General features: G+C 70.6%; 17 protein-coding genes. 14 read left to right on the forward strand and 3 right to left on the reverse strand.

What is annotated here, in order from left to right:
• Positions 1-242: 242 nt before the first annotated feature.
• Together NDW01_RS39630 and NDW01_RS39635 are read left to right on the forward strand one after the other, a co-directional pair.
• Positions 243-3,416 (forward strand): alkaline phosphatase family protein, encoded by a 3,174-nt coding sequence (locus tag NDW01_RS39630; protein ID WP_252829686.1) that lies wholly within the window; start codon positions 243-245, stop codon positions 3,414-3,416.
• A 67-nt stretch (positions 3,417-3,483) separates the two neighbouring features.
• Entirely contained in the window at positions 3,484-3,645 is a 162-nt protein-coding gene (locus tag NDW01_RS39635; protein ID WP_252829687.1) for a hypothetical protein, read from the forward strand.
• A 31-nt stretch (positions 3,646-3,676) separates the two neighbouring features.
• Here the strand turns inward: NDW01_RS39635 and NDW01_RS39640 are convergent, their stop codons facing one another.
• The gene (locus NDW01_RS39640) at positions 3,677-5,377 is read right to left on the reverse strand and encodes an AMP-binding protein (protein ID WP_252829688.1); all 1,701 of its coding nucleotides are present in this window, start codon (positions 5,375-5,377) and stop codon (positions 3,677-3,679) included.
• 273 nt (positions 5,378-5,650) lie between these two features.
• On the opposite strand from NDW01_RS39640, the gene NDW01_RS39645 reads away from it, so the two are divergent.
• The gene (locus NDW01_RS39645; protein ID WP_252829689.1) at positions 5,651-7,045 is read left to right on the forward strand and encodes a DUF4192 domain-containing protein; all 1,395 of its coding nucleotides are present in this window, start codon (positions 5,651-5,653) and stop codon (positions 7,043-7,045) included.
• A 460-nt stretch (positions 7,046-7,505) separates the two neighbouring features.
• Positions 7,506-9,311, forward strand: coding sequence for a DUF2207 domain-containing protein (locus NDW01_RS39650; RefSeq protein WP_252829690.1), 1,806 nt, complete (start codon positions 7,506-7,508; stop codon positions 9,309-9,311).
• 151 nt (positions 9,312-9,462) lie between these two features.
• On the opposite strand, the gene NDW01_RS39655 is transcribed toward NDW01_RS39650, so the two are convergent.
• Complete coding sequence (locus tag NDW01_RS39655) at positions 9,463-9,813, reverse strand: hypothetical protein (RefSeq protein WP_252829691.1); 351 nt, start codon at positions 9,811-9,813, stop codon at positions 9,463-9,465.
• Positions 9,814-9,995: 182 nt separating this feature from the next.
• On the opposite strand from NDW01_RS39655, the gene NDW01_RS39660 reads away from it, so the two are divergent.
• The 9 genes from NDW01_RS39660 (at position 9,996) to leuS (ending at position 20,583) form a co-directional block, all read left to right on the forward strand.
• Positions 9,996-11,096, forward strand: coding sequence for a polysaccharide deacetylase family protein (locus NDW01_RS39660; RefSeq protein ID WP_252829692.1), 1,101 nt, complete (start codon positions 9,996-9,998; stop codon positions 11,094-11,096).
• A 266-nt stretch (positions 11,097-11,362) separates the two neighbouring features.
• Positions 11,363-11,878, forward strand: coding sequence for a DUF1707 and DUF4870 domain-containing protein (locus tag NDW01_RS39665; RefSeq protein WP_252829693.1), 516 nt, complete (start codon positions 11,363-11,365; stop codon positions 11,876-11,878).
• A 102-nt stretch (positions 11,879-11,980) separates the two neighbouring features.
• Complete coding sequence (locus NDW01_RS39670; protein ID WP_252829694.1) at positions 11,981-13,345, forward strand: FAD-binding oxidoreductase; 1,365 nt, start codon at positions 11,981-11,983, stop codon at positions 13,343-13,345.
• A gap of 2 nt (positions 13,346-13,347) precedes the next feature.
• On the forward strand, positions 13,348-14,631 hold the full coding sequence (locus tag NDW01_RS39675) for a class I SAM-dependent methyltransferase (protein ID WP_252778843.1): 1,284 nt from the start codon (positions 13,348-13,350) through the stop codon (positions 14,629-14,631).
• Between the two features lie 278 nt (positions 14,632-14,909).
• Positions 14,910-15,803 carry an alpha/beta fold hydrolase gene (locus tag NDW01_RS39680; protein WP_252829695.1) on the forward strand — a complete coding sequence of 298 codons (894 nt, stop codon included), beginning with the start codon at positions 14,910-14,912 and terminating at the stop codon, positions 15,801-15,803.
• 54 nt (positions 15,804-15,857) lie between these two features.
• The gene (locus NDW01_RS39685; RefSeq protein WP_252829696.1) at positions 15,858-17,105 is read left to right on the forward strand and encodes a cytochrome P450; all 1,248 of its coding nucleotides are present in this window, start codon (positions 15,858-15,860) and stop codon (positions 17,103-17,105) included.
• A gap of 84 nt (positions 17,106-17,189) precedes the next feature.
• Complete coding sequence (locus tag NDW01_RS39690; RefSeq protein WP_252778694.1) at positions 17,190-17,432, forward strand: hypothetical protein; 243 nt, start codon at positions 17,190-17,192, stop codon at positions 17,430-17,432.
• Positions 17,429-17,971 carry a hypothetical protein gene (locus tag NDW01_RS39695; RefSeq protein ID WP_252829697.1) on the forward strand — a complete coding sequence of 181 codons (543 nt, stop codon included), beginning with the start codon at positions 17,429-17,431 and terminating at the stop codon, positions 17,969-17,971. The genes NDW01_RS39690 and NDW01_RS39695 overlap by 4 nt, the downstream gene beginning before the upstream one ends.
• A gap of 146 nt (positions 17,972-18,117) precedes the next feature.
• A complete protein-coding gene (leuS, locus tag NDW01_RS39700; protein WP_252829698.1) occupies positions 18,118-20,583 on the forward strand; it encodes a leucine--tRNA ligase in 2,466 nt (821 codons plus the stop codon).
• Positions 20,584-20,712: 129 nt separating this feature from the next.
• On the opposite strand, the gene lexA is transcribed toward leuS, so the two are convergent.
• The gene (gene lexA / locus NDW01_RS39705) at positions 20,713-21,417 is read right to left on the reverse strand and encodes a transcriptional repressor LexA (protein WP_252829699.1); all 705 of its coding nucleotides are present in this window, start codon (positions 21,415-21,417) and stop codon (positions 20,713-20,715) included.
• Positions 21,418-22,068: 651 nt separating this feature from the next.
• Here lexA and nrdR point away from each other — a divergent pair.
• Entirely contained in the window at positions 22,069-22,533 is a 465-nt protein-coding gene (gene nrdR / locus NDW01_RS39710; protein WP_252778842.1) for a transcriptional regulator NrdR, read from the forward strand.
• Positions 22,534-22,572 lie beyond the last annotated feature (39 nt).

A 22,572-nucleotide genomic window follows, 5' to 3' on the forward strand; every position in this document is an offset into this window, starting at 1 on the left:
GGACGCTCGTCGTCCCCGGCGGCGTCGCCGGCTTCGTGGACGGACCCGGGCTCTGTCCGCGCCCACCGCGCGGGGAACCTCTCGGCCCTGGCCGCACTGCGCGGGCACGACGCGGGTCGTACCGCCGGCGTCGGTGACGCACGCCAAGTACCTGCTCGGACCGGGGGCGCACCCCACCTCTTTTTTCGCGGCCGCTCGACAAGAACGTCGACCGGCGCTCACGTACTACAAAGGAATCATTCATGCAGGTAACGCGCCAGCGCGTCGTAAAGGCCCCTCAAGGGCTCTTCCGGCGTTTCACAGGTGGCCGGATTCGCCTGGTGGCGGTCGGCGCCGCGGCTCTCGCCATCGCCAGCGCAGGGGTCTCGTACGCCTCGACAACGCAGTTCGGCACCCAACAGGTCGGCCAGACCACCGACCAGGGCCAGGTCGTTTCCGACGACCAGTACATCAAGCCGATCGGCCGACGTCTGGTCATACCAAATGGCAAGATCATGTCATCCTCGGTCAGCCCGGACGGCACCCACCTCGCGGCCTCGCTCACCGACGGTGGGCAGGTGCTCGCCATCGTGGACCTGAAGAACTACAAGGTGCAGCAGTACGTCGGCGACAACGCACAGTCGGATCTGCGCATCTCCGGCGGCGACGTGGGCCAGGAAGGCCCGACGTACTCGCCCGACGGTTCACAGCTGTGGCTGGGCCGGATCGACGGCTACACCAAGTTCACCGTGAACTCGGACGGCAGCCTCGCCGACCCGACGAACATCAGCATCGCCGCGCAGGGCTCGAAGCACGCGCTGTCGGCCGAGCCGGTCTTCTCTGCCGACGGCAAGACCGTGTACGTCGCCGTCAACGGCCAGAACCGCGTGGTCGCCCTCGACGCGGCCACCGGGGCCATTCAGCAGAGCTGGACCGTGGGCACCGCCCCGCGTGGCATGGTCAAGGTCGGGAACAGGCTCTACGTCGGCAACGAGGGCGGCCGCCCGGCCAAGCCCATGCCCGGCAGCCTGCTCGACCAGGTCGGCACGGTCACCGCGAGCGGCGAGAACCCGCCGAACGAAGTCGCCGTGAACCTCAAGGACCACGATCCGTCGACCAAGTGGCTGGCGCGCCAGCCGACCGGCTGGGTGACCTATCAGCTGGCCAAGCCCGAGGCGGTGGTGCAGTACTCGTTGACCTCCGCGAACGACTCGCCGGGCCGCGACCCCAAGGACTTCACCCTGCAGGGGTCGAACGACGGCAGTGCCTGGACCGACCTGGACAAGCGGACGGGGCAGCGCTTCGACTCGCGGTACCTCACCAACAGCTACACCTTCGACAACACCACCGCGTACCGCTACTACCGGCTGAACGTCACCGCGAACTACGGTGACTCGCTCCTTCAGCTCAGCGGCTGGGACATCAGCGACTCGACCGCCCGGGCCGAGACCACGATGAACTCCTACGGCACCCAGGTGCCGGCCGACCCGTTCACCGGTTCCTCCACCACCGGCACGGTCAGCGTCATCGACCTGGCGAACCCGACGGCCGCCGCCGCGAGCATCGACGTGGGTCTGCACCCGACCTCCGTGTACGCCAGAAACGGTGCGGTGTTCGTCACCAACACCGCGTCCGACAACGTGTCGGTCATTGACACGGCCAAGGACAAGGTCGTCCAGACCATCGCCACCCAGCCGTGGCCGGAGGCGTCGGTCGGCTACGAGCCCACCGCGGTGACGCTCACCGACGACGGCCACCTGCTGGTGACGCTCGGCCGCGCCAACGCGGTCGCCGTCTACCGCTACACGAAGCCGCTGGAGCCGGTCGGCTACATCGGCCTGCTCCCGACGGACTACTTCCCGTCGGAGGTCACCACCGCCGGCGACGATGTGGTGATCTCCAACACCCGGGGTATCGACGCCCTGCGCAACACCAGCAGGCACAGCACCCACGACACGACGTCGAGCCTGACGCGGTTCGCACTGCCGAGCGACGGCGCCATCAGGACCTACACGGAGCAGGTCTTCAAGCAGAACGGCTGGACCCCCGACTCGGTGCGGTACGCCAAGGGCAAGGGCGCCAAGCCGGTCCCGGTCCCGGTGAAGCTCGGTGACCCCTCGGTCATCAAGCACGTCTTCCTGCTCGTCAAGGAGAACCGGACCTACGACCAGGTCTACGGCGACATGCCCGAAGGCAACGGCGACCCGACGCTGACCGAGTACGGCGAGAACGTGACGCCGAACCAGCACGCGCTGGCCAAGCAGTTCGGGCTGTACGACAACACCTACGACATCGGCACGAACTCCGCCGAGGGTCACAGCTGGCTCATGCAGGCCGACGACCCGGAGTACACCGAGTCCTCGGCCGGTGAGTACACGCGCAGCTACGACAGCTACAACGACGTTCTCGGCCACCAGAAGAGCGGCTTCATCTGGACCGGTGCGGAGGCGGCGGGCAAGACCGCGCGGGACTTCGGTGAGTACCAGATGCAGTCCAACAACAAGCCGTCCAGCGCGAGCTGGCAGAACCTGTACTGCGACACCAGGAACATGGCGGCGAACCCCGCGCAGAACACCGCCTACCCCATGTACTCGAACGTGGACATCCCGTCGCTCGATGACATCTCCGTGCACGGCTACCCGGGAGGCGACCTCAGCATCCCCGACATCTACCGGTACGAGATCTGGAAGCGTGACTTCGCCAAGAACGGCCCGGCGAACCTGAACATGTTCTGGTTCCCCAACGACCACACCGGTGGGGGGCCGACCGGGCCGGCTCAGGTCGCGGACAACGACCTCGCCGTCGGCAAGGTGGTCGACACGATCTCGCACAGCAAGTACTGGAAGGACTCCGCGATCTTCGTGCTCGAGGACGACTCCCAGGCCGGCATCGACCACGTCGACGGCCACCGTGCCCCGATCCAGATCATCAGCCCCTGGGCCCAGCACGGCACCGTCGACAGCCACTACTACTCCCAGATCGCGGTGATCCGCACCATCGAGCAGATCCTCGGGATCCACCCGATGAACCAGAAGGACAGCGCCGCCACCCCGATGCGTGCGGCGTTCACCAACAAGCCCGACGACACACCGTTCACCGCTCTGCCCAACCGGACCTCCCTGACCCAGGGTCTGTCGACCCAGCCGACCTGTGGCGCGGACATCCCGGCGGCGCAGAACCCGAACGCCGCACCCGCGCCGACGGGGAAGGTCCCGGCGGCCGACCAGGCAGTGGCGGCGAAGTGGGAGGCCTGGAAGTCCAAGCAGCCGTTCAACGGTCCCAACGCAAAGGTCGACTCCGCTCCCCCCGAGCAGATGAACCGCTTCTCGTGGTACGAGGCGCACGGGTTCACCAAGCCGTACCCGGGTGACACCAAGATCTACGCGCCGGACCAGGTCCCGGGCGCGTACATCCCGGGGTCGGACTCCGACGGCTGACCTCCGTACGACTCACGCGACGGCCCGCCGGGATCCCGGTGGGCCGTCGTCCTAACGGTTACGAGCCGTGACCGTCGCCGACGAGTACCGGCCCGGCCGTGCGACGGTCGCCGTGACCCGGCCGCGCCCGTCCGCCCAGGCGCAGGCGATGGTGGCAGCCCTGCGGCACCAGGCCGCCTGCCTACACGACGCTCCGGACGCGACGGCCGGCCGCGTCCGGGGAGCATGAGTGCCCGATTCGGCTGGAAGGGCGGAGGAGTTCACGACAGGGAGTTCTCCTCGCGGAGGACGCGGCGCAGGACCTTGCCGAGCATGTTGCGCGGCAGGTCTGGACGGAACTCGACGAAGGTGGGCACCTTGTACCCGATGAGCTGCTGCGCGCAGTAGGCCCGCAGCTCGTCCTGGCTCGGCCGGTGGGCCTGTCGCGGGATGACGTACGCCGCGACCGCCTCGCCGTGGCCCGGCTCCGGCACTCCGACGACGGCCGCCTCCTCCACGGCCGGATGCGCCTGGAGGACGGCTTCGACTTCGGAGGGGTAGACGTTGAAGCCGTCGACGATGATGACGTCCCGTTTGCGGTCGATGAGGGTGAAGTAGCCGTCCGGGCTCATCACCGCGATGTCCCCGGTACGGAACCAGCCGTCGGGGGACAGGCTCTCCGCGGTCTCGGTGGGCTGGTTCCAGTAACCGGCGAAGACCTGCGGGCCGCGGATCAGCAGCTCGCCCGGATAGCCGATCGGGAGGATGCGGGATGGATCGTTCTCGTCGACGATCCGCGCCTCGGTGCTGGGCAGGGGAGTGCCGACGGACACGTGCCGGGCGTTCCCGTCGAGCGGGTTGGCCATCACCACCGGCGACGTCTCCGTCATCCCGTACCCCTGGATGACGTGGCCGCCCGTCCCCGTCTTGAACGCGTCGACCGTCGTACGGGCGAGTCGCATCGCCCCCGAGACGCAGGTGCGGATCGAGCCCACGCCGGCCTTCTTCGCCTCGGGTGCGGCGGCGAGCTGCTGGAACAGCGGCGGGACGCCGGGGAACAGCGTCGGCTTGTGCTTGCGGACGGCGTCCAGCACCAGCTCGAGGTCGAAGCGGGGGACGAGCACGACCGTTCCGCCGATCAGGATCGTGCACGTCAGGCAGAACGTCAGGCCGAAGACGTGGAACAGCGGCACGACGGCGAGGGCGACGTCCTGCCCCTGCCGGATCCCCGGATCCCACGCCGTGGTCTGCAGCGCGTTCGCGACGAGGTTGCGGTGGGTGAGCATCGCGCCCTTCGGCCGTCCCGTCGTACCGCCGGTGTACTGCAGGACGGCCAGGTCACGGAACGGGTCCACCATCGCCTGCGGGTGCGGTTCGCCCGTCTCCTTGAGCAGGTCGTCGAACCAGAGGACCGGCGCCTCCGCCGGCACCTCCGTGCTCAGTTCGGCGGCCAGCCGGCGCGCCCTGGCCAGCGGGAGCTTGAGCAGCTCCCGTTTGACGAAGGGCAGGTAGTCGGGCAGAGAGGTGACGATGACGTGCTGGACCGCCGTGCCGGGCGCCGCCTCGTGGACCGTCGCGTACGCCTTGTCGAAGACGACGACCACACGCGCCCCCGAGTCGGCGAGCTGGTACCGCAGCTCAGAGGCGGTGTACAGCGGGTTGGTGGGGACCACGACCGCGCCGAGCCGCAGCACCGCGTAGAAGGCGATGACCTCCTGCGGGCAGTTGGGCAGGATGACCGCGACCCGGTCGCCCTTACGGACGCCCAGCCGGGCCAGCGCCATCGCGAAGCGGTCGACCGCGTCCCGGAGCCGGGCGTACGTCATCGAACGGCCGAGGAACTCCAGCGCCCGATGGCCCGGGAACCGGTCGGCGGACGCGTCGAGCAGCCGGGTGAGCGGCACGTCCGGCACGTCGACGTCGGCGGGGACCCCTTCCGCGTAATAACGAAGCCATGGCCTGTCGTCGTAGGGAGTGCGCATTCGCCGACGATCACCACCGTAAGCAGACGAAACCTTTCAGTAACCCTCGCATCATCTGCCGCACAATGCCCAGTCTTCTAGTGATGTGGAGCGAATGCGCGGTCAGGACCGGCCCGGCTGGACCGCGTCCTGCAGCCGTGACCGCGGCGCGAAGACGCGGTTCCGGATGACGAACGCGTGGATCGTGCCGCCGAACCAGCGGATCGGCGAAGTTGTCCACAGATCCTCGGGCGGGGCTGTCGGGGGAGATGCCGGGGACGGGAGGCTCGGGGCATGAGGTCGAACACATTGCGGCTCCGGTCGCCCGCCGACGTCGTCGCCGCCATCCCCTATCTCGTCGGGTTCCACCCCACCGACAGTGTCGTCGTGCTGTGCTGTGGCGGCTCGGACGGCGCATACGCGATCCGGCTCGACTTAACCGCCTCCGACGCTCTCCTCGACCACGTCACCGAGCTCATCACCCGGCGCCGGCCCGCCGACGTCATCCTGACCGGCTACGGCCCGGGCGCGCGGGTGACGCCCGTCGTCGAGCGGGTCGGCGACCGCCTCACCCGCGATGGCGTACGGCTCCGCGAGGTGCTGCGCGTCGAGGACGGCCGCTACTGGTCCTACCTGTGCACCGACCCGGCCTGCTGCCCGCCGGAGGGCACGTTCGTCGACGTGCGCGGCAGCGCGGTGGCCGCGGCCGCCATCGCCGGGGGCCTGGTCGCGCTCCCGGACCGTGAGGAGCTGGCGCGGATGATCGCGCCGGTGGGCGGCGAGGCGATGCGGCAGGCCACCGACCGGGCCGAGCGCCGCCTAACCTCCTGGGCCGCCGCGATCGCGACCGGAAGCGGCGGCATGACCGGCGAGGCCGCCGTCACCTCGGGCGACGGGATCCCCGACGGCACCCCTACGAATCTGGAGCCCAAGACCGGTACGACCGACCCCGGCGGGACCGGCATCAGCGGGACCGGCATCAGCGGGACCGGCATCAGCGGGACCGGTGTCGGCGGGACCGGCATCAGCGGGACCGGTGTCGGCGGGACCGGTGTCGGCGGAGCCGGCGGCATCGACCGCGGCGGCGTCCGCGTCAGCGGGGTCGACACGGATGAGGCGGGTGGCGGAGGGCCGGGTGCGGCCGACGTCGGCGGGATCGACAGGGGCGGGGCCCGGGGGGCCGATGCGGACGACGCGGCCGGTCGAGGGTCCGGTCGGGCCGGCGTCGGCGTGGCGCGGGCTCAGGCGACACGTGGCCGGATGCCGCGGCGGGTGGCCGAGGAGGGAGTGCGGCTGGTCCGGCTCCTCATCGAGCGCGCGCGGGCGGGCGGCGACCCGCCCACCGACGAGGAGGTCGCCTGGCTCGGGGTGCTCCTGGTCAACCTCCGCGTCCGCGACGAGGCGTGGGTGCGCATCGACGACGGCGAGATCGGCGCGCACATCCGGCTCTGGCGTGACGTCGTACGGCGCGTGGCCGAGCCCTACCTGCCGGGGCCGGCCTGTCTCCTGGCGTTCGCGGCCTGGCGGGCGGGCGAGGGCGCGCTGGCCAACCTGGCGCTGGACCGGGCGCTGGCCGCCGACCCGCACTACTCCATGGCCCGGCTGCTGCACGAGCTGTTCGTCAGCGGCCTGCCGCCCTGGTCCGTGCCGCTCGACATCACCCCGGAGCAGCTCGACGAGGCGAGCTGAGGAGCGCGGGCGCGTCACGAGGCGCCCGGCACCTGGCGGGTGCTGTCTCACACCCGGCAGCGCCCGCCAGGCGGAGCTGTCCGCAAGGGGCGAGCGGGCGTATCGCGCAACAAGCAAGCGGATGCGTCGCCCAGGAAGTGGATGCGTCGCCCAGGAAGTGGATGCGTCGCCCAGGAAGTGGAGGCGGACGTACTGCTCAGGGAGGGGGCGGACGTGCTGCTCAGGGAGTGCGCGGCGTATCTCCCAGGAAGGGAGCGGATGTGCTGCCCAGAGCAGGGGCGCACGTATTTCCCAAGAAGGAAGAAGGATGCTCTCCGATGAACAAAAAGGACAAAAGTGCACCGGGGGAGGCCACCGCACAGTCCGCACTCATGGGGCGAGACGGATGAAATAGCTCAACTAGCACATTCCTTCCGTCAAGGCACCGATAGCGTTTCCGCGTGCGGATCAAGGGAGATCGATGATCAGACGGATCGCAACAGCGGCGGCAGCCGCCGTGGCACTTCTCCTGGCCGTGCCGGGCACGCCGGCTCACGCCGCGGCGCCCGGCCAGGCGGCCGAGCACATCGACTCTTACTCCGTCATCCTGACGCCGATGCCCGGCGGAGGGCTGCACGTGACCGAGCAGATCCGTTATGTCTTCGGACCAGGGGAGCACCACGGCATCGACCGCTGGATCCCGGAGCGCTCACGGTATGACGCCCGGCACCGCCGGCTCATGCCCATCAGCGGGTTCCGCGTCAGCAGCCCGAAGGGCCCTGCGGGCGAGGCCACGGTCCGCGACGACGACGGCACGGTGAAGCTGCGCATCGGTGATCCGCACCGGACCGTCACCGGCACGCAGACCTATGGGATCGACTACGACGTCGATCGGGCGCTCACCCATGACGGCCACGGAATCTCGCTGACGTGGAACGCTCTCGGTTCATCCTGGAAGGTCCCGGTCTCACGGGTGAACGTGAAAGTCGTCTCTCCCGTCCTGATAACGAGCGTGGCCTGTGTCGCCGGTCGGGAGGGCAGCACGACGCCGTGTCCCCCGGGCACGCGTACGGGGGCGATCGCCGACTTCTCCGCCGCCTTCCTGCCGGCTCACAGCGGCGTCACCATCCGTCTCGGCCTCCAGGACGCGATGCCCGTCGCCCCTCCCCGGCTCGTGGCGGTCAGCGCGCCGTTCGCCATGACGCGCTTCACCACGTGGGGGCTCGCCGCCGCGGGTGGCCTGTTGGTCATCGCCGCCTGGTGGTTCCTGCCGCGCCGCCGGTCCGGCTTCGGACGCCGGTACCGTGTGAGGCGCCGGTTCGGCTTGGGACGCCGGGACGGCCACGTCTCGGGATTTCCCCCGGACGACTCGCGAATGCGTCCCGGCGTCGCCGCGGTACTCGCGAAGGGCTGGCGCACGGATCGGCACGCCCTCGCCGCCACCTTGGTCGACCTGGCCGTCAGAGGCCACATCCATCTGAAGGCGGAACGGCAGACCTGGGGCGAGAACGAAGTGAGGTTGACCCCGGGAGACGCCGCAGAACGGGGTCTGGTCGGCGTCGAACGCCGGCTCCTCAACGAGATCTTCAGAAGGGATGAGGCCGTCTCCCTCGACAGGGTCTGGACGCTGGCGCCGCAGCGTCCGCTCTACGAGGTGCTCGAGCGGGCGCCCGTCGACCTCGGCCTGTACCGCAGGACCCCGTCGGCGCAGGCGCTCCAGTCGAAGCTGCTGGCATGGTCGGCCGGGATCGCCGGCCTGATCCTGCTCTGCCTCGCCGCCACCTCACCGGCCTTCGCGGGCGGGGGATGGGTGAGCCTGACGCCGATCGTGATCGCGCCGGCGGTCGTGCTGATGGGACACACGGTGCCGCGCCGGGCGTCCGGCGCGCGAGCGGAGGCGCTGGCGAGCGCCTGGCGGCAGGCCGTCTCGGCCGAGCCGCCGAGCGGGGACCCCGGCGAACTGACGCGCACGTTCCCGTACGCCATCGCGTTCGGGGAGACGGCGCGCTGGAGTGACGCGATGGCGTCTCCGGCGCAGGCAGGCGGCCTGAGGTGGTTCGAGGTCGACAGGCCGCTCCGGCCGCGGAAGCACCGGCCGGTGGTCGTCGGCCTGCTTCAGGGGCTGTCGGCCGTGTGGCCCCAGCCCGTCACCTCCCGTAGCTCCCGTGGCCGCAGCCGTGGGAGCGGCGGCTTCCTCCGCGGCGACTACGGTGGCGACTCGAGTTTCAGCGGCGGCGGGATGTCCGTGGGCGACGGCGGCGGCGGAGGCGGCGGCGGAAGCTGGTGACCGGTGACCGGTGACCGGTGACCGGTGACCGGTGACGGGTGACCGGTGCGGAGTGAGCAGCGGCCGGTGACGAGTCGCGGGTCACTGGTGAACGGCCAGGCGTGACCGGTGACGCGTACCCGTGACGGAGCCCGGCGCGGTCGCCTCTCGGTCACAGGGAGGCGGTGCCGCCCTGGCGTTTGCGGCGCTCGTTGTAGTCGCGCATCCGCTGCGGATAGCCGGTGATCTGGACGTCGTACACCGGGAGGCGCAGGTCGCGGGCGACCTTGCGGATGACCTGCGGTGAACCGACGCGGCGGCGGGTCCACTCGCCGTCGGCGGCGATCGCCACGGCGGTGGTGTCGGTCGCGAAGGTCTCGGGCTCGACGTAGAACTCCACACCCTTGCGGCTGCGGGCGAAGGCCCTCAGCGACTCGATGTCGGCGTTCGTCGCCTCCCGGTCCAGAATCGTCACCCGGTTACCCCGCCACCGGCGAATCCCGAAGCGATCGCCCCACCTCATCGGACGCCCTCCCCAGAGCCCGTCGCGATCCCCGCCTCCGTCACAGATGGCTGGCTTATGGGTGGATCGCGCGATTAGTCACGTCTTCAACGCCGACCCATCGTGCAGGGTTCCCGAAGATGGCACCATGCTTTTTCGGCACTTGGCCGACAATGGAACCTCAACAGAAATAGGGAACTAAGGTGCGCGATGTCGCGCAGAAGGCCGCGAACGGGGGTCCGATGAGCGTCACCGTCCCGTCGAGGACCCTCCGAAGGACGATGGTGGTCGTCGCGGCCGTGCTCGGGCTGGGCTGGCTCAGCGGCCTCGGAGCCCACTCCGCCGCCCCCACGGGCCGGCCGCCCGCGACCGCGGGAGGTACGGCCCCACAGGCGGCGCCCGGCCGGCCCGCCGCGCGGCTCATGGCCCGGGCCGGACGATCCGCCGTGCCGCCCGGCCCGCCGAGGTCGCGTCCCGCGGGCGGTGGGCCGGCCGGGCCCGCCGCGCGCCCGGCGGACGACCTCACCGCGCGTCTGTGGTACCTCGCCTCGCCGCCGGGGGCCAAGGCGGCGGCGCCCAGGCCGCGGGTCGACTGCAGGAAGGTCAAGTGCATCGCGCTGACGTTCGACGACGGCCCTGGCCCGTACACCGCGAAGCTGCTCGACATGCTCGCCGCCCGGCACGTCAAGGTGACGTTCTTCCTCATCGGCGGCAACATCCGCGGCCGTGAGGCGCTGGTCCGGCGCGAACTGGCCGAGGGGCACGTGATCGGTGACCACACCTGGTCGCATCCGTCGCTCGATTCGCTGTCCGACGGTGCCATCAAGTCCCAGCTGACGCGCACGCTCGGTGAGATCCGCCGGGCCTCCGGTCACGGGACCGTCCTGATGCGGCCGCCGTACGGCGCGACGAACCGGCGGGTGGCGGTGGTCGCGCGCGGCATGCACATGGCGCAGATCCTCTGGAGCGTCGACACGAACGACTGGCTCGACCGGAACTCGGCGATCGTCGCGCACCGCGCCGTGTCCTGGGCCCATCCGGGTGACATCATCCTGATGCACGACATCCACCCGACGACGGTGAATGCCGTGCCGAAGATCCTGGCCGGTCTGTCCCGGCGCGGATTCACGTTCGTGACCGTGCCCGAGCTGTTCGGGGATCGGTCGCTCAAGCCGGGCCAGACGTACTTCGACGGGCCCGTGCCCCGGCCGAAGAGCACACGAACGAAGGCCGCCTCGCATCCGAAGGGCGCGCCGCAGCCGACCGGCCCGGCACCGTCCGGAACCGCGCCGACCGGACACTGACCCGCCACGCCCGGCGCGGGGGCAACCCCTCCGCTGCCCGGCGCGGGGCCCGCCCGCCGCCCCGGCCGGGTCGGTGGCCACCACCCCTGCTGCCCTGCCCGAGTCGGGGGCCGCCCCCGCCCTCCGTCCGGCTCGGGGGCTCGCCCCGCTGCCCGGCCCGGGCGGGGGGCTCGCCGCCGCCCCGGCCGGGTCGGGGGCTCACCCCAGGGACGTATCAGGGGTTTCCCGGATGGCTCTGGAACCGGGCGCGGCGCACGATCGAGGGCATGACCATCTCCACACCGCCCGGCGCGTTGCGCGTCTCCGCCGCCGAACGCGAGCCGATCGTCGACCGGCTGCAGCAGGCCTTCGCCGAGGGCCGTCTCGACAAGGAAGAACTCGACCTGCGGCTGCACCTCGCGATGACGGCCAGGACGCGGGCCGACCTGGACGCGGTGCTCGCGGACCTGGCGCCCGCGCCGCGCGCCGTGCCGGCGCCGGTCGGTGAGCCGACCGCCGAACAGCGGGTGCTGGCCGCGCTCGCGCACGTCCTCGGCGCCACCACGCTCTTCCTGGGGCCGCTCGTCATGCTGTGCACCCGCGCGCGCCGGTCGCCGTACGTCCGGCGTCACATCGTGGAGGCCCTCAACTTCCAGCTCACCCTGCTGATGCTGACGGTCGTGACGTTCGGCATCGGGGCGGTCGCGTACGCGGTGAGCTGGATCGTCTGCGGCGTGGCCGCGCTGCTGGGGCTCGCCGGCACGTCGTTCCGGTACCCGTTCACCCTCCGGCTGGTGCGCTGACGCGTCCCGGTCCTCGTCGCGGGGAGGCGTGCCCCGTACCCCGTTGCCCGTGAGGCGTGCCCGGTGCTGTGAGGCCGGGCCCGGGGATGAGAAGATCGACAGGTGACAGGTCACCAAACCGCGGTCGAGAGGCTCCTGGCCTCCTATCGGGCCATTCCCGAGGGCTCACCGGTCCGGCTGGCGAAACGCACCTCGAACCTGTTCCGGTTCCGCGATGAGATCCAGGCGCCCGGCCTCGACGTCAGCGGCTTCGACAAGGTCCTGAGCGTGGACCCCGAGGCCCGTGTCGCCGACGTCCAGGGCATGACGACGTACGAGGACCTGGTCGACGCGACCCTGCCGCACGGTCTCATGCCGTTCGTCGTACCGCAGCTCAAGACGATCACGCTGGGCGGCGCGGTGACCGGGCTCGGCATCGAGTCGTCGTCGTTCCGGAACGGCTTGCCGCACGAGTCCGTCCTGGAGATGGAGATCCTCACCGGTGCGGGCGAGGTCATCACCGCGACCCCGGACAACGAGCACCGCGAGCTGTTCTACGGCTTCCCGAACTCCTACGGCACGCTCGGATACGCGCTGCGGCTCAAGATCAAGCTGCAGCCGGTGAAGCCGTACGTGGAGCTGTGGCACGTGCGGTTCTCCTCCGCCCAGGAGTGCGCGCAGGCCATCGACGAGCTCGGCGCCGAGGCGGACTTCATCGACGGCACGGTCTTCGGCCCGGACGAGCTGTACCTCACGCTGGGCCGGTTCGCCGACACGGCCGGGCGCGTCTCGGACTACACCGGACAGGGCATCTACTACCGGTCGATCCGCGACCGGTTCGTCACGCCGCAGTGGCTGCGGCCGGACGGCCCCCCGACCGACGCGCTCACGACGCACGACTACCTCTGGCGGTGGGACACCGACTGGTTCTGGTGCTCGCGGGCGTTCGGCGTGCAGAACCCGCTGGTCCGCCGGGCCTGGCCCGCGTCGAAGAAGCGTTCCGACGTCTACCGCCGGCTGGTCGCGCTCGACAAGCGCCTGCAGACGTCGGCGCGGGTGGACCGCTGGCTCGGCCGCCCGCCCCGCGAGGACGTCATCCAGGACATCGAGGTGCCGGTGGAGCGGCTCCCCGAGTTCCTCGAGTTCTTCCACCGTGAGATCGGGATGAGCCCGGTGTGGCTGTGCCCGCTGCGGGCACAGGACAAGTGGCCGCTGTACCCCCTCAATCCCGGACGCACGTACGTCAACGTCGGGTTCTGGGGGACGGTGCCGCAGAAGCCCGGACGGTTGCCCGAACACCACAACCGGCTGATCGAGCGCGAGGTCGCCCGCCTCGACGGCCACAAATCGCTGTACTCGACGGCCTTCTACACCCGTGAGGACTTCTGGCGGCACTACGACGGCGCTACCTATCGGACCTTGAAGGAGGAGTACGACCCGGAGCGGCGGCTGCTGGATCTTTACGACAAAACCGTACGAGGCAGGTGAAGATGAAGCTGGCGGAGGCATTCGAACGCGTCGTCGGGCGTGACGCGCAGGTCGAGTTCCGGGCGTACGACGAGAGTCGTGCCGGGGCTCTCGGCGCGGACATCCGGGTGGAGGTCAGATCGCCGTACGCGGTCTCCTATCTCGCCCACGCGCCGGGCGCGCTCGGGCTGGCGCGGGCGTACGTCGCCGGGCACCTCGACGTGATCGGGGACATGTACACGGCGCTGTTCCGGATGCAGTCGGCCATGGGCGAGCTGACCTGGGCCGACAAGGGGACCCTGCTGCGCGGCATCCTGAGTGACCCGCTGCTGCGCGCGGCCGCGCTGACGCGGCTCGACCCGCCGCCGCAGGAGGTGCGGCCGGCCCGCATGCCGCTGCTGTCGGGCCTGCGGCATTCCAAGCGCCGCGACGCGAAGGCGATCTCCCACCACTACGACGTGTCCAACACCTTCTACGAGTGGGTGCTCGGACCGTCGATGGCCTACACGTGCGCGTGCTTCCCCTCGGAGGACGCGACGCTGGAGCAGGCGCAGTACCACAAGTTCGACCTCGTGGCGCGCAAGCTCGGGCTGCGGAAGGGCATGCGGCTGCTCGACGTCGGCTGCGGCTGGGGCGGCATGGTCATGCACGCCGCACGGGAGTACGGCGTGAAGGCGCTCGGCGTGACGCTGTCCAAGCAGCAGGCCGAGTGGGCGCAGAAGGCGATCGCCGAGGCGGGGCTGTCGGAGCTCGCCGAGGTCCGTCACCTCGACTACCGCGACGTCACGGAGGAAGGCTTCGACGCCGTCAGCTCGATCGGCCTGACCGAGCACATCGGCAAGGCGAACGTCCCCGGTTACTTCTCCTTCCTGTACGGCAAGCTCAAGCCGGGCGGCCGGATGCTGAACCACTGCATCACACGCCCGGACGACAACGAGCCGTCGATCCGCCAGGAGGGCTTCATCAACCGGTACGTCTTCCCGGACGGTGAGCTGGAGGGGCCGGGCTGGCTGATCTCGCGGATGAACGACGCCGGCTTCGAGATCCGGCACGAGGAGAACCTCCGCGAGCACTACGCCAAGACCCTGACCGGCTGGTGCCGCAACCTCGACGACCACTGGGACGAGGCGGTCGCCGAGGTCGGCGAGGGCACCGCGCGCGTGTGGCGGCTGTACATGGCCGGCTCGCGGCTCGGCTTCGACCTGAACTGGATCCAGCTGCACCAGGTGCTCGGCGTCAAGCTGCGGGAGGACGGCGGCTCCGGCATGCCGCTGCGGCCGTCGTTCGAGCCTCCGGCGGCCGGCTGACCACGGCGGCGGGTGGTCGCGGCCTCCGCCGCGGCCACCCGCAGGCCACGCCGGAGGCCGTGACCCGGCCGGTACGGCGACCGCCTCGGCGAGCGGACGCCGGAGGGCGAGCGGCCCGTACGGTCACCGGCTCGAAGCGCCGGAGACGTGACGCGGCCGGCGCCGCGACCACCTCAAGCCGCCTTGCCGGAGGGGTGACGCGGTCGGCGCCGCGACCACCTCAGGCCGCCTCCCCGGAGGGCGTGACGCGGCCGGCGCGGCGGCTTACCGTCGGCCTTATGACGGAGATCGCGACCATTCAGGCGAACGGCCTGACGTTCGGCTACCTGGAGGCCGGCCGCGGGCCGCTGGCGCTGTGCCTGCACGGCTTCCCCGACTCGGCGCACACCTGGCGGCATCTGCTTCCCGCGCTGGCCGGCGCCGGCTACCACGCGGTCGCGCCGTTCCTGCGCGGCTACGCGCCCACGGACGTGCCGAAGGACGGCGCCTACCAGGTCGGCGCGCTGGCGGCCGACGCGAACGCCCTGCACGAGGCGTTCGGCGGGGACGCCGACGCGGTGCTGATCGGGCACGACTGGGGCGCCGCCGCGACGTACGCCGCCGTCGCGCACGCTCCGGAGCGGTGGCGGCGGGCGGTGACGATGGCGCTCCCGCCGTTCGGGGCCGTCCTGTCGGGGTTCTTCGACTACGCGCAGCTCAAACGGTCCTTCTACATCTTCCTCTTCCAGACGCCGCTGGCGGAGGCGGCGGTGCTGACGGAGGACATGGCGTTCCTCGACGGCCTGTGGGCGGACTGGTCGCCGGGCTACGACGCCGCCCGTGACGTCGCGCACGTCAAGGACTGCCTGCGCGATCCGGAGAACCTGACGGCGGCCATCGGCTCCTACCGGGCGATGTTCGACCCGTCCCTGCACCTTCCCGCGTACGCCGCGGAGCAGGAGGCGGCGGAGCGCGTCGGCGAGCGGCCGGTCCTCTATCTGCACGGTGCGGACGACGGCTGCCTGGACGCCGGGCTCGCCCGTGACGTCGAGGGGCACCTGCCGCCCGGTTCGAGGTCGCGGATCGTCGCCGGCGCCGGGCACTTCGCGCACCTGGAACGGCCCGGGGAGGTGAACCGGCTCATCCTGGACTGGCTCGCCGGGGACCGGCCCGCACCGGCCGATGCGAAGTAAGTGCCCACTTTGGCAGAATGGGGCCGAATCGCGTTCTAGTCGAGGAGGAACGGCGTGGAGAAGACCCGGCCCGACGGGATCGATCTGACCGAGTGGGACTTCTGGGCGCGCCCGCTCGACGAGCGTCACGCGGCGTTCCGTACGCTGCGCGGGCTGGCCCGGCCGGCCTTCTTCCGGGAGCCGGAGCTGTCCTTCGTGCCGCCGGGACCCGGCTACTACGCGCTCGTCACCCACGCGGACGTCGTCGAGGCCTCGCGCCGGCCCGCCGACTTCTGCTCGGGGCAGGGCGCGATCAACATCAACGACATGCCGGCCGATCTCAACGAGTACTTCGGCTCGATGATCAACATGGACGACCCGCGGCACGCCAAGATCCGCCGGATCGTCTCGCGTGCCTTCTCGCCGCGCATGATCCAGCGGTTCGAGGACCAGGTGCAGGCCGTCGCCGAGCAGGTCGTCGAGGAGGTCATCGCCAAGGGCGGCGGCGACTTCGTCACCGATGTCGCCGCCCGGCTCCCGCTGAAGATCATTTGTGACCTGATGGGGATCGACGAGGCGCACTACAAGACCGTCTTCGACAATTCCAACATCATCCTCGCCGGCGCCGACACCGAGTTCGTCGCCGAGGAGGCCGACCAGGTCGCGCTGCAGCTCCTGCAGGCGGGACAGACGCTGAAGGACCTCGTCGAGGACCTCGGCCGCAAGCGGCGCGAGGAGCCGACCGGCGACCTCACCTCCGCCCTGGTGAACGCCAACATCGACGGCGAGTCGCTGACCGACCAGGAGCTCGGCTCGTTCTTCATCCTCCTGGTCGTCGCCGGAAACGAGACCACCCGCAACGCCATCGCCCACGGCCTGCACCTGCTCACCGAGAACCCCGGGCAGCGGGAACTGCTCGCGTCGGACTTCGAGCGGTACATTCCGGGCGCCGTGGAGGAGATCGTGCGGTATGCCTCGCCGGTCATCTGGATGCGGCGAACGGCGACCCGCGACACCGAGCTGAACGGGCGCGCGTTCGCGGCCGGCGACAAGCTGATCCTCTACTACTGGTCGGCGAACCGGGACGAGACGGTCTTCGCCGACCCGGAGGTCTTCGACATCACCCGCGATCCCAACCCCCACGTCGGCTTCGGCGGCCCCGGCCCGCACTTCTGCCTCGGCGCGCACCTGGCCCGCCGGGAGATCACCGTGATGTTCCGCGAGCTGTTCCGCAAGGCCCCGGGCATCCGCGCCACGGGGCGGCCCGACCGCCTGCTGTCCAACTTCATCAACGGCATCAAGCACCTGCCCTACACCGTCTGACACCAGGGTGCCCGCGGCCCTTTCCCGTGATCCGCCTCGCGGGAAGGGGCCGCGTCGTGCGATGGGGGCTGTTACCTTGGTAGCATGGTAACAGTTGAGCGCGTGCAGACCGGGTTGCGGATCGAGCGCACCACCCTGAAGGTCCTCAAGGGACTCGCCGAATATCTCGACATGCCCCTCGGCGAACTCGTCGAAGGCGTGGTGCTGCACGCCTTCGAGGGCCGGGCGCCGTTCTCCTCCGAGACCCTGCACAAGATCGAGCAGCTTCGCTCGGTGTACGGCCTGACGCTGACCGCCGCCGACGCCCACCGGCTGGAGGAGCGATGACGGCCGGCGGCGCCCGCGCCGCATCGGGGACGGACCCGGCCTCCGGCGGGACGGCGGGCCGGTGCGTCCTCACCGGCACGGTCCGCGTCGGGCTTCCGCCCGCGGAGGCGTTCCGTCTCTTCACGCCGGTCGGCGAGCGCGACTGGGTGGACGGCTGGGACCCGCGCTTCCCGGTTCCCGCCGGCGATGACACCGCGCCGGGCACGGTCTTCGAGACGACGGACCACGGCCGTACGACCACCTGGGTGGTCACGGGCCGCGAGCCCGGACGCGCCGTCGCGTACGCCCGCGTCACCCCCGGCGACCGCGCGGGGACCGTGTCCGTCGTCCTGGAGGGCGCCGACGGCGGGGACGGAGGAGGGACGGCGGCGACCGTCACCTACGAGCTGACCGCGCTCACCGAGGCGGCACGGGAGGATCTGCGCGCCTTCGCCGCCGGCTATCCGGCGTTCCTGCGCTCCTGGGAGGAGGCGATCGCCGACGCGCTGGGACGCCGGGCTCCGTCCGCCGTACCTCCGGCGTCCTTGCGTCTGCGATAGTCTTGAGGTATGCGATCTCGGCTGCTCCTCAGCCGGCCGCGCTGACCCGAGCCGTCAGCGCGGCAGCCCCTCCTGCGTGAGGGGCGTTCTCATGCCAGGGGCACGGTTCACCGCCACCCGAAGCCGTGCGAATCAGACGAGGAACCATGACAGGCGCCGACGAGAACTACGACCCACGGACGATCCAGGACAAGTGGCAGGCCCGGTGGGAGGAGCTGAAGCCCTTCGCGGCGAGCGAGGACCCCGCCGACGAGCGGCCCCGCAAGTACGCGCTGGACATGTTCCCGTACCCCTCCGGCGACCTTCACATGGGTCACGCCGAGGCGTTCGCGATCGGCGACGTGGTCGCGCGGTACTGGTTCCAGAAGGGCTACAACGTCCTGCACCCCATCGGCTGGGACTCCTTCGGCCTGCCGGCCGAGAACGCCGCGATCAAGCGCAACTCCCACCCCGCCGAGTGGACGTACACCAACATCGACACCCAGGCGGAGTCTTTCAAGCGCTACGCGACCTCCTTCGACTGGTCGCGCCGGCTGCACACCTCCGACCCGGAGTACTACCGCTGGAACCAGTGGCTGTTCCTGCGCTTCTACGAGCGCGGCCTGGCGTACCGCAAGGGCGGTCAGGTCAACTGGTGCCCGAACGACCAGACCGTGCTGGCCAACGAGCAGGTCGTCAACGGGCAGTGCGAGCGGTGCGGCGCGGTGGTCGAGAAGCGCGTCCTGACGCAGTGGTACTTCAAGATCACTGAGTACGCCGACCGGCTGCTGGCCGACATGGCGGAGCTGGAGTGGCCCGAGCGGGTGCTGCTGATGCAGCGCAACTGGATCGGCCGTTCCGAGGGCGCCGACGTCACCTTCCAGATCGAGGGGCGCGACGAGCCGATCACCGTCTACACCACCCGCCCGGACACGCTGCACGGCGCGACGTTCTTCGTCGTCGCCGCCGACGCCCCGCTGGCCGACGAGATCTGCGCTCCGGAGCAGCGCGCGGAGTTCGAGGCCTACCGTGACGCGGTCCGCCGCGAGACGGAGATCGAGCGGCTGGCCACCGACAAGGAGAAGACCGGCGTCTTCCTGGGCCGCTACGCGATCAACCCGGTGAACGGCGAGCGCATCCCCGTGTGGGCCTCCGACTACGTCCTGGCGGAGTACGGCCACGGCGCGATCATGGCGGTGCCCGCCCACGACCAGCGCGACCTGGACTTCGCCCGCAAGTTCGGCCTGCCGGTCCGCGTCGTCGTGCACACCGGCGAGGCGGACCCGGGCGAGACGGGGATCGCCACGCCCGGCGAGGGCGAGCTGGTCAACTCCGGCCCGCTGGACGGCCTGACCAAGTCCGCCGCCATTCCCCGGATCGTGGAGATCCTGGAGGAGAGGGGCCTGGGCAAGGCCGCCGTCAACTACCGGCTGCGCGACTGGCTGATCTCCCGCCAGCGGTTCTGGGGCACGCCGATCCCGATCATCCACTGCGACGCGTGCGGCGAGGTCCCGGTCCCCGACGACCAGCTGCCCGTGCGCCTGCCGGACGACCTGCGCGGCGCCGACCTGGCCCCGAAGGGCGTGTCGCCGCTGGCCGCCGCCGACAACTGGGTGAACGTCCAGTGCCCCAAGTGCGGTGGTCCGGCCAAGCGCGACACCGACACGATGGACACCTTCGTCGACTCCTCCTGGTACTTCCTGCGGTACTGCTCGCCGGGGTACGAGGACGGCCCGTTCGACGCGGAGAAGGTGCGCCGGTGGATGCCGGCCGACCAGTACACCGGCGGTGTCGAGCACGCCATCCTGCACCTGCTGTACGCCCGGTTCTTCACCAAGGTGCTGTACGACATGGGCCTGGTGGACTTCACCGAGCCCTTCAAGCGGCTGGTCAATCAGGGTCAGGTCATCCTGAACGGCTCGGCGATGTCGAAGTCGACCGGCAACCTGGTCGACCTGGGCGAGCAGATCGCCGAGTACGGTGTCGACGCCGTACGGCTGACGATGATCTTCTCGGGGCCGCCGGAGGACGACATCGACTGGGCCGACGTGTCCCCGTCGGGGTCGGTGAAGTTCCTGGCGCGGGCCTTCCGCGTGGCCGCCGACGTCACGTCCGCGGCGGGCACGGACCCGGCGACCGGCGACGTCGAGCTGCGCAAGGTGACGCACCGGACGATCGACGAGGTCACCCGGCTGGTCGAGGCCCACCGCTACAACGTGGCGATCGCGCGGATGATGGAGCTGACCTCCGCGGCGCGCAAGGCCATCGACGCGGGCCCGGGCGCCGGCGACCCGGCGGTCCGCGAGGCCGCCGAGACCCTGGCGGTCATGCTGTCGCTGGTCGCGCCCTACACCGCCGAGGAGATGTGGGAGCGGCTGGGCCGTACGGCTCCGGTGGTCAAGGCGGGCTGGCCGGTCGCCGAGCCCGCACTGCTGGTGCAGGAGTCGGTGACCTGCGTGGTCCAGGTGGCGGGTAAGGTCCGCGACCGCCTGGAGGTGTCCCCGGACATCGCCGAGAGCGACCTGGAGCGCCTGGCGCTGGACTCCGAGAAGGTCCGGGCGGCTCTGGGCGACCGGGGCGTCCGTAAGGTCGTCGTCCGCGCCCCGAAGATCGTCAACATCGTGCCCGCCTGATCATGAGCATCGGGCCCGCCTGAACGGCGGACCGCTCCGGGCCGGTGCCGTGGCACCGGCCCGGAGCGGATCAGCCATGCCGCGGGATCGCGGAATGATCGCGTCGTCGCCCGGGACCGCCGGCGGGGATCACATTTTGCGCAGGACCGCCACCACGCGCCCGAGAATGGTCGCGTCGTCGCCGGGGATCGGGTCGTACGCCGGGTTGTGCGGCATCAGCCAGACCTTGTCGTCGCGGCGCTTGAGCGTCTTCACGGTGGCCTCACCGTCGATCATCGCCGCGACGATGTCGCCGTTCTCCGCGACGGGCTGCTGGCGCACCACGACCCAGTCGCCGTCGGCGATGGCCGCCTCGATCATCGAGTCACCGGTGACGTTGAGCAGGAAGTGGGTGCCTTCGCCGACGAGCTGCCGCGGCAGCGCGAAGACGTCCTCCACGGCCTCCTCGGCGAGGATCGGACCACCCGCGGCGATGCGCCCGACGAGGGGGACGTACGCGGGGGCCGGCCGCGTGGGAGCCTCGTGGCCGTTGGTGACCTCGTAGGACTCGCCGTCGGTCTCGGTGGCGACCGCCGGAGATCCGGGCATGCGGACGACGACCGCGCGCGGCCGGTTCGGGTCGCGCAGCAGGAAGCCCTTGCGCTGCAGGGTCCGGAGCTGGTGGGACACGCTCGACGTGCTGGTCAGGCCGACCGCCTCGCCGATCTCCCGCATCGACGGGGGATATCCGCGCCGCTGCACCGAGTCCCTGATCACTTCCAGCACCTTGCGCTGGCGGACTGTCAGGCCGCTCTCGTCGCCTGGGCCGTCCGGCATTTCCCGAACCTTGCTCATGGTGTCTCCGATGGATGTCTTCCCGGTGACGCGTCGCCGCCGGTATTCCGGTCCCGTAGTGGGACGTTATCGCTTCTGCGGTAAATGATCAAACAGGTGTTCGAAAAATGTGGAATTTTGCGGTCCGGGGTAAGTCGCGTTTAGTTCGCACACACGTTCGATGATAATTCCCGCGCCGGGTTCGCGGAAGGCGGGCCCCATTGTGCGCGCGTCCTTGTCGCCTCGTCGTGATCGGCGCTCTCGCGCGGCGGCCGCGAAGGGGGTGCCCGCCGACACGGCGCCGACACGCCCGTGGCAGGCTGAAGGGGCCCGGGATCCGAGGCCCACGCGGCCGTCTCCCGCATGTGACCGACCTCACCTCTGATGGCCGCCGGCGGCGTTTTCGCAGGTGATTAGGGTGTCCCGGGTCGATGCGACCGGTCGTCGCCTCCATTGGACGGGGCCGACACGCCGACGGGGACGGCGGATCGCCACGTGAGCGGCCTCTTCTCGCCGGGCGCCTCACGCAGGTTGCGATGCACTCGGCCGGGCTCTACGGTTAACCCCAACATCTAGTAGTTACATAGATGTAGTTCACCATAGGTTGTGGTTACGAGGTGAGGTTCGCGCGGTTCGCGCGTGACCCGCTGTCAGGGGGAGGAGTCCGGAGCCGTGCACTGCCCGTTCTGCCGACACACCGACAGCAGGGTCATCGACAGCCGGACGACCGACGACGGGGCCGCCATCCGGCGGCGACGTTCGTGCCCGGAGTGCGGCCGCCGCTTCACCACCCAGGAGACGGTGCTCATGATGGTCGCCAAGCGCAGTGGCGTGACCGAGCCGTTCTCCCGGGACAAGATCATTGCCGGAGTGCGCCGGGCGTGTCAGGGTCGTCCCGTCAACGAGGACGCCCTCGCCATGCTCGGCCAGCGGGTCGAGGAGGCGATCCGGGCGACCGGGAACGCCGAGATCCCCTCGCACCAGATCGGGCTGGCGATCCTCGGCCCGCTCCGTGAACTCGACGAGGTCGCGTACCTGCGATTCGCCTCCGTCTACCGGGGGTTCGAGACGCTCGACGACTTCGCCAAGGAAATCGAATCGCTGCGCGCGGCGTCCGGCGGCGACGCCCGTTCCTAGGGCGGCGCCCGGACCGCGGGCTGTACGGGTAATCCTGGA

Origin of the sequence: Actinoallomurus soli, assembly GCF_024055715.1 — a bacterium.
Lineage (GTDB): Bacteria > Actinomycetota > Actinomycetes > Streptosporangiales > Streptosporangiaceae > Actinoallomurus > Actinoallomurus soli.

Coding starts and splice junctions, on each gene's coding strand:
- NDW01_RS39690 (WP_252778694.1), top strand. CDS start 17,190: ATGGTAACAGTTGAGCGCGTGCAGACCGGGTTGCGGATCGAGCGCACC.
- lexA (WP_252829699.1), bottom strand. CDS start 21,417: ATGAGCAAGGTTCGGGAAATGCCGGACGGCCCAGGCGACGAGAGCGGC.
- NDW01_RS39665 (WP_252829693.1), top strand. CDS start 11,363: ATGACCATCTCCACACCGCCCGGCGCGTTGCGCGTCTCCGCCGCCGAA.
- NDW01_RS39650 (WP_252829690.1), top strand. CDS start 7,506: ATGATCAGACGGATCGCAACAGCGGCGGCAGCCGCCGTGGCACTTCTC.
- NDW01_RS39675 (WP_252778843.1), top strand. CDS start 13,348: ATGAAGCTGGCGGAGGCATTCGAACGCGTCGTCGGGCGTGACGCGCAG.
- leuS (WP_252829698.1), top strand. CDS start 18,118: ATGACAGGCGCCGACGAGAACTACGACCCACGGACGATCCAGGACAAG.
- NDW01_RS39630 (WP_252829686.1), top strand. CDS start 243: ATGCAGGTAACGCGCCAGCGCGTCGTAAAGGCCCCTCAAGGGCTCTTC.
- NDW01_RS39695 (WP_252829697.1), top strand. CDS start 17,429: ATGACGGCCGGCGGCGCCCGCGCCGCATCGGGGACGGACCCGGCCTCC.
- NDW01_RS39655 (WP_252829691.1), bottom strand. CDS start 9,813: ATGAGGTGGGGCGATCGCTTCGGGATTCGCCGGTGGCGGGGTAACCGG.
- NDW01_RS39640 (WP_252829688.1), bottom strand. CDS start 5,377: ATGCGCACTCCCTACGACGACAGGCCATGGCTTCGTTATTACGCGGAA.
- NDW01_RS39680 (WP_252829695.1), top strand. CDS start 14,910: ATGACGGAGATCGCGACCATTCAGGCGAACGGCCTGACGTTCGGCTAC.
- NDW01_RS39645 (WP_252829689.1), top strand. CDS start 5,651: ATGAGGTCGAACACATTGCGGCTCCGGTCGCCCGCCGACGTCGTCGCC.